We start from the raw sequence: 6,502 nt of genomic DNA, 5'->3' as shown, positions 1-6,502 counted from the left end.
TGATCTTGTCGTCCACATCGGTGACATTGCGCGCATAAACGACGTGCTGCGCACCGAAAATGTGGCGCAGCAGGCGCACCAGCAGGCCGAACACGACCGGTCCGCGCGCATTGCCGATATGCACGTAGTTGTAGACCGTGGGACCGCACAGATACATCGTCACCCGGGCGGGGTCCAGGGGGCTGAAATCCTCGACCCGGCGCGTGAGCGAGTTGTGCAGTCTGAGCTTCATCGGTGATTCCATGGGCGTCCGCCAATTGTAGCGCAACGGCGTCGCATTCAGGGTTCGGAATGGCCGCTAAACCCTTGCTGCAATGGGCTTTCGTGCCGACTTTCCTTAGCCTTCATTCAGCCTCTCCATGTTGTAATCTCACCCAGTTCATCGCGTCGTGCGCAATAGTCCGGGGGGAACCGGCACTGTGTCCCGCGCGTGCATGCATCGTCGACGTCGCGGGTGCGACGCAGACTTCATGCTGGTTTGGAGACCTTACAAGATGAAATTTTCCGGCATTCTCATTGCGAGCGTGCTGTCGTTAGCGGTTCCTGCCTTCGGTCAGGATCGCCCCGGCTTCGATCATCGGGTGCCGCTGCACTCGCCACCGACTGTGGCCGAATCGACCCACTATGGTTGGGCCGATGTGCTGCGCGTGGACCCGATCCATGACCCGGGCGAGGTCGAAGCGCCGCCACACCAGGAGTGCTTCGACGAGCAAGCGCAGCCACCGCAACCACCCGCGCACGCGGATACCCGCACCGGCGGCACCGTGGTCGGCGCCATCATCGGTGGTGTGATCGGCAACCTGTTCGGCAGGGGCGACGGGCGCAAGGCGACCACTGCGGTCGGTGCGGTCGCTGGTGGCGTGGTCGGCAACAATATCGCCAGCGCCAACGATGCGCGGGCGGATGGTGCGATGGCACCCGCGCCACCCGTAGAGCGCCATTGCCGCGAGGTGCCCGCCCAGGGCCGTATCGTTGCTTATGACGTCGAATACCGCTATCGCGGCGAGATCTACATGGCGCGGCTGGCTTACGATCCGGGCGACCGCCTGCGTGTGCGCGTGAGCGTGACGCCGGCCGAATAGCTCGGCTTGTTGCATCGCGCAAATCTTCCGTGCATTATGCGGAAACCCGGATCCACCGGGCCGGATACGTTGCTTCCCATGAATCAGCTGCATGACAACGCCGACACCCTGAGCAGCGCCCGCATGGCTGCCGGGATGACTTCGCGCGCGCGTCGACCGATCCGAACCACATCGGCCGGGTAAGCTGTCGTACGCGTAACACACGAATCGACGAAAAAAGCCCGGCTCCGCGCCGGGTTTTTGTTTTTCGGGATTCAATATCGGGATTGGATAGCAGGAATACGCGATGGCAATACGACATTTTCTGAGCACGCAGGACTGGAGCCGCGCCGATCTCGACGCGCTGCTTGCGCAAGCCGCCGCGTTCAAACGCGACAAACTCGGCGACGGCCTGAAGGGCAGAAGCATCGCGCTGCTGTTCTTCAATCCGTCCATGCGCACACGCACGAGTTTCGAACTCGGCGCTTTCCAGCTCGGCGGTCACGCCGTGGTGCTGCAGCCGGGCAAGGACGCGTGGCCGATCGAATTCGAGGTCGGCAGCGTGATGGACGGCGACACCGAGGAGCACATCGCTGAAGTCGCGCGCGTGCTCAGCCGCTATGTCGACCTGATCGGCGTGCGCGCGTTTCCGAAATTCCAGGACTGGTCGGTCGACCGCGAAGATCGGGTGATTCACGCATTCGCGCAGTATGCGACGGTGCCGGTGATCAATATGGAAACGATCACCCATCCCTGCCAGGAACTGGCGCATATCATGGCCTTGCAACAGCACTTCGGTACGAACGATCTCGTTGGCAAGAAATATGTGCTGACCTGGACCTACCATCCCAAGCCGCTCAACACCGCGGTGGCGAATTCGGCGTTGCAGATCGCTACGCGCTTCGGCATGGACGTGACCCTGCTTTGCCCGACGCCGGAGTACACGCTCGATCAGCGCTATCTCGATTTCGCCCGGCGCAACGTCGCCGAAAACGGTGGCAGCTTTTCGCTGAGTCACGATGTGCGGGCCGCCTACACGCGCGCCGACGTGGTCTATGCCAAGAGCTGGGGAGCGTTGCCGTATTTCGGTCGCTGGGAACAGGAAAAACCGATACGCGAAAGTTACAAGAATTTCATTGTGGACGAAGCCAAGATGGCATTGACCAACCACGGCGTGTTCAGTCACTGCCTGCCGCTGCGGCGCAATGTGAAGGCCACTGATGCAGTCATGGATTCGCCCGCTTGCATCGCCATCGATGAAGCCGAGAACCGGCTGCATGTGCAGAAAGCGATCATGGCCACTCTTGTCACGCCATCGCGTGACAAGAGCAGGGTTGAGGGCTGAGGGCCTAGGACTGAAAAGCCAGCCTCGCCTTAGCTCACTTTTCTTATCAAAAAATAGATGAATACGTAGGAATTCTGCATGCCCCAGCCCTCAACCCTCAGCCCTCAGCCCTCACAGCAAGACATCGTTCTCGCGTTCTCCGGTGGCCTCGACACCAGCTTCTGCGTTCCGTATCTGCAGGAACGCGGTTATCGCGTACATACCGTATTCGCCGATACCGGTGGCGTCGATGCCGAGGAGCGCGCGACTATCGAAGCGCGCGCGCACGAGCTTGGCGCGACCAGCCATGTCACGGTCGATGGCGGCCCGGCAATCTGGAACGGCTTCGTCAAACCCTTCGTCTGGGCCGGGCAGGGTTATCAGGGCCAATATCCGCTGCTCGTGTCGGATCGCTATCTGATCGTCGAAGCGGCGCTCAAGCGTTGCGACGAGCTGGGTACGAAGTTCATCGCGCATGGCTGCACGGGCATGGGCAACGATCAAGTGCGTTTCGACCTGACGATCAAGGCGCTAGGCGATTACACGATCGTCGCACCGATCCGCGAAATCCAGAAAGAGCACACGCAGACCCGCGCCTACGAGCAGCAGTACCTCGAACGGCGCGGTTTCAGCGTGCGCGCCAAGCAGAAGAACTACACGATCAACGAAAACCTGCTCGGTGTGACGATGTCCGGCGGCGAGATCGACCGCTGGGAAGCGCCCGGCGAGGGTGCGCGCGGCTGGTGCGCGACTCGCGCCGAGTGGCCAGCAGCGCCGCTGCGTGCGACGATCAAATTCGTCAACGGCGAAGCCGTGGCACTCAATGGCGAGGAGCTTGCCGGCCACGCCTTGCTCGCCAGACTCAATGTGGAGTTCGCCAAATACGGTGTCGGCCGCGGTTTGTATACCGGCGATACGACGATCGGTCTCAAGGGACGCATTATTTACGAAGCACCGGGCCTGACCGCACTGCTCAGTGCGCATCGTGCACTCGAAGAAGCCGTACTGAGCAAGGCGCAGAATCGGTTCAAGCCCGAAGTCGCACGCCAGTGGGTGGAACTGGTCTATGAGGGCTTCTTCAACGATCCTCTCAAGGCCGATCTGGAGGCCTACCTGGCGTCGTCGCAGCGCTGCGTCAACGGCGAGGTGACATTGGAAACGCAGGGCGGCAGCGTCAGCGCGGTCGCGGTGAAGTCACCGTATATTCTCAATGCCAAGGGCGCGACCTATGCGCAGTCCGCCGATTGGGGTGTCGAGGAGGCGGAAGGTTTCATCCGTCTGTACGGCATGAGTTCGACTTTGTGGGCCGAGGTGAATCGGAAGAAGTAGCCGATGAGTGAATTGCTTGCCGCCACCCTGAGCCATCTGCGCGCCCTGGTCGCATTCGACACGCGCAATCCGCCGCGCGCGATCGGCACGGGCGGCATTTTCGATTATCTGCGCGCGCAATTGCCGGGCTTCAATTGCACGCTGACCGATCACGGCGCGGGTGCAGTCAGTCTTTACGCGCGGCGCGGCAACCCGAAAATTCTGTTCAATGTGCATCTCGATACGGTGCCGGACTCACCGCATTGGAGCGCGAGCCCGTTCGAACTGCGTGTAACCGACGAGCGTGCGATCGGCCTCGGCGCCTGCGATATCAAGGGCGCCGCCGCTGCCTTGCTGACTGCCGCTGCGCAGACGTCAGGCGATGCCGCCTATCTGTTTACAAGCGACGAGGAGGCCAACGATCCGCGTTGCATCGCGAGTTTTCTGGCGCAACATCCCCGAGTCCCGAGCCCCGAGTCCCGGGTCCCGATTTTTGAAGCTGTCATCGTAGCCGAACCCACGCGCGGCGAAGCAGTGCTCGCACATCGCGGCATTAGCTCGGTGCGCATGACCTTTGCCGGTCGTGCCGGACACGCGTCGGGCGGCAATGCGGCGACCGACAGCGCGCTGCATCAGGCGATCCGCTGGGGCCAGCGCGCGCTCGATCATGTGCAATCGCAGTCGCATCAGCGCTTCGGCGGCTTGATCGGTCTGCGCTTCAACGTCGGCCGTATCGAAGGCGGGATCAAGGCGAACGTGATCGCGCCAGCGGCCGAAGTGCGCTTTGGTTTTCGTCCATTGCCGTCGATGGACACCGACACCTTGCTCGGCACCTTCAAGCATTGCGCCGAACCCGGACCCGCGGAATTCGAGGAAACCTTCCGCGGTCCGCCACTGCCGGCGGGCGACGTCGCCAGCGCCGAGATGCGGCGTCTCGCCGCGCGCGACTTCGCTGATGCTGCCGGCCTGCCGATCGGGAGTGCGGTCGATTTCTGGACCGAAGCCTCGCTGTTCTCGCAAGCTGGCTACACCGCAATCGTCTGCGGCCCCGGCGATATCGCGCAGGCGCATGCCGCGGATGAATATGTGGAATTGTCCCAATTGCAACAAATTACCGAACGTTACATAAACATTATCGAGGGTCAGCGTTAGAACAAAGCTAAGGCTCTCCGCGAAGGACGCAAAGTGCGCAAAGGAAGCATCTGAAGATTTTTCTTCGCGCCCTTTGCGTCCTTTGCGGTGAATCTTCAAGCTTTTCTCCGATGCGCATGGAAAAAATGGACACGAACAAACAGACACGCCAAACCATCGTGCGCCTGCTTTCGAGCATGGCCAGTGCGAAGGAAATCAACCAGTACCTGCGCCGCTTTTCGCAGCTCGATGCCAAGCGCTTCGCCGTGGTCAAGGTCGGTGGCGCGGTGTTGCGCGACGATCTGGACAATCTCGTATCCTCGCTGGCATTCCTGCAGCAGGTCGGCCTGACGCCGATCGTGATTCACGGCGCCGGTCCGCAACTGGACACCGAGATGAGTGCGGCCGGCATCGAGAAGAAGACCCTCGACGGCCTGCGCGTCACCTCGCCCGACGCGCTCGCGATCGTGCGTCGGGTGTCGCAGGCGGAGAATTTGAAACTGGTCGAGGCATTGCAGAAAGTCGATGCGCGCGCGACGTCGATCATCGGCGGCGTGTTCGAGTCGAGTTTTCTCGACAGACGCAAATACGATCTGGTCGGCAAGGTGGAGAAGGTAAACCTCGCGTCGATCGAGGCGAGCCTGAATGCCGGGTCGATTCCGGTGATCGCCAGTCTCGGCGAGACGCCGAGCGGGCAGATTCTCAATATCAATGCCGACTTTGCCGCGAACGAACTCGTCGTCGCCTTGCAGCCGTACAAGATCATCTTCCTGACCGGCACCGGCGGCCTGCTCGACGATGCGGGCAATGTGATCGACTCGATCAACCTGTCGACCGAGTTCGAGCATCTGATGGCACAGTCGTGGATCAACGGCGGCATGCGCGTAAAGATCGGGCAGATCAAGGATTTACTCGACAAGCTGCCACCGACTTCGTCGGTGTCGATCACCAAGCCCGACGAGCTGGCCAAGGAACTGTTTACCCACAAGGGCTCCGGCACGCTCGTTCGGCGCGGCGAGAAGGTGCTGCGCGTGACCGCGTGGGATCAACTCGATCGCGGGCGCCTGCGTGGCTTGATTGAATCCGGATTCGGCCGCAGCCTCGCCGACGATTATTTCGAGCGCACCAAACTGCTGCGCGCCTATGTCAGCGAAAACTATCGCGCGGCGGTGATCCTGCTGGATGCGGATTTGCCGGGTGCAGGCAAACACATTTATCTCGACAAATTCGCCGTGCTCGACGATGCCCAGGGCGAAGGTCTCGGGCGCGCCGTGTGGCAGGTGATGCGCGATGAAACACCGCAGCTGTTCTGGCGCTCGCGCCACGGCAACGTGATCAATCATTTCTATTACGCCGAATCCGACGGCTGCTATAAATTGCCCAGGTTCAAGGCGTTCTGGTACGGCATCGAGGATTTCGATGATATCCAGGCATGCGTGGAGTATTGCCGCGAGCGCGTCGCGACCCTGAGCGATTCGGCGCCCGCCATCACAGCGGAGGAAGCGGCATGAGTATCGGTCGCGTCGAAATGGGGCATTGCTCATGAGCGCGACTGGCAAAAAACGTGTCGGCATCGTCGGCGCGCGTGGCCACACCGGCAGCGAGTTGATCAGGCTGATCGCCGGCCATCCGCATCTGCAACTGGCCTTCGTGTCTTCGCGCGAATTCGCCGGGCAGC

The 6,502-nt window shown here is 61.4% G+C and carries 5 protein-coding genes and 2 pseudogenes; 6 read left to right on the top strand and 1 reads right to left on the bottom strand.

What is annotated here, in order from left to right:
• Positions 1 to 232, bottom strand: a pseudogene (locus VIE67_RS06815) (cysteine--tRNA ligase); the annotation flags it as partial.
• Positions 233 to 494: 262 nt separating this feature from the next.
• On the opposite strand from VIE67_RS06815, the gene VIE67_RS06810 reads away from it, so the two are divergent.
• The 6 genes and pseudogenes from VIE67_RS06810 to VIE67_RS06785 form a co-directional block, all read left to right on the top strand.
• Positions 495 to 1,082 (top strand): glycine zipper 2TM domain-containing protein, encoded by a 588-nt coding sequence (locus VIE67_RS06810; protein WP_332024570.1) that lies wholly within the window; start codon positions 495 to 497, stop codon positions 1,080 to 1,082.
• 286 nt (positions 1,083 to 1,368) lie between these two features.
• Positions 1,369 to 2,406 (top strand): N-acetylornithine carbamoyltransferase, encoded by a 1,038-nt coding sequence (locus VIE67_RS06805; RefSeq protein WP_332024568.1) that lies wholly within the window; start codon positions 1,369 to 1,371, stop codon positions 2,404 to 2,406.
• Between the two features lie 78 nt (positions 2,407 to 2,484).
• Positions 2,485 to 3,714, top strand: coding sequence for an argininosuccinate synthase (locus tag VIE67_RS06800; protein WP_332024566.1), 1,230 nt, complete (start codon positions 2,485 to 2,487; stop codon positions 3,712 to 3,714).
• A gap of 3 nt (positions 3,715 to 3,717) precedes the next feature.
• Complete coding sequence (locus tag VIE67_RS06795; RefSeq protein WP_332024565.1) at positions 3,718 to 4,845, top strand: acetylornithine deacetylase; 1,128 nt, start codon at positions 3,718 to 3,720, stop codon at positions 4,843 to 4,845.
• A 125-nt stretch (positions 4,846 to 4,970) separates the two neighbouring features.
• The gene (locus VIE67_RS06790; protein ID WP_332024563.1) at positions 4,971 to 6,335 is read left to right on the top strand and encodes an acetylglutamate kinase; all 1,365 of its coding nucleotides are present in this window, start codon (positions 4,971 to 4,973) and stop codon (positions 6,333 to 6,335) included.
• 31 nt (positions 6,336 to 6,366) lie between these two features.
• Positions 6,367 to 6,502, top strand: a pseudogene (locus VIE67_RS06785) (N-acetyl-gamma-glutamyl-phosphate reductase); the annotation flags it as partial.

This window comes from Rudaea sp. (genome assembly GCF_036560865.1).
GTDB lineage: Bacteria > Pseudomonadota > Gammaproteobacteria > Xanthomonadales > Rhodanobacteraceae > Rudaea.
This window is presented reverse-complemented; position numbering and strand designations above follow the sequence as displayed.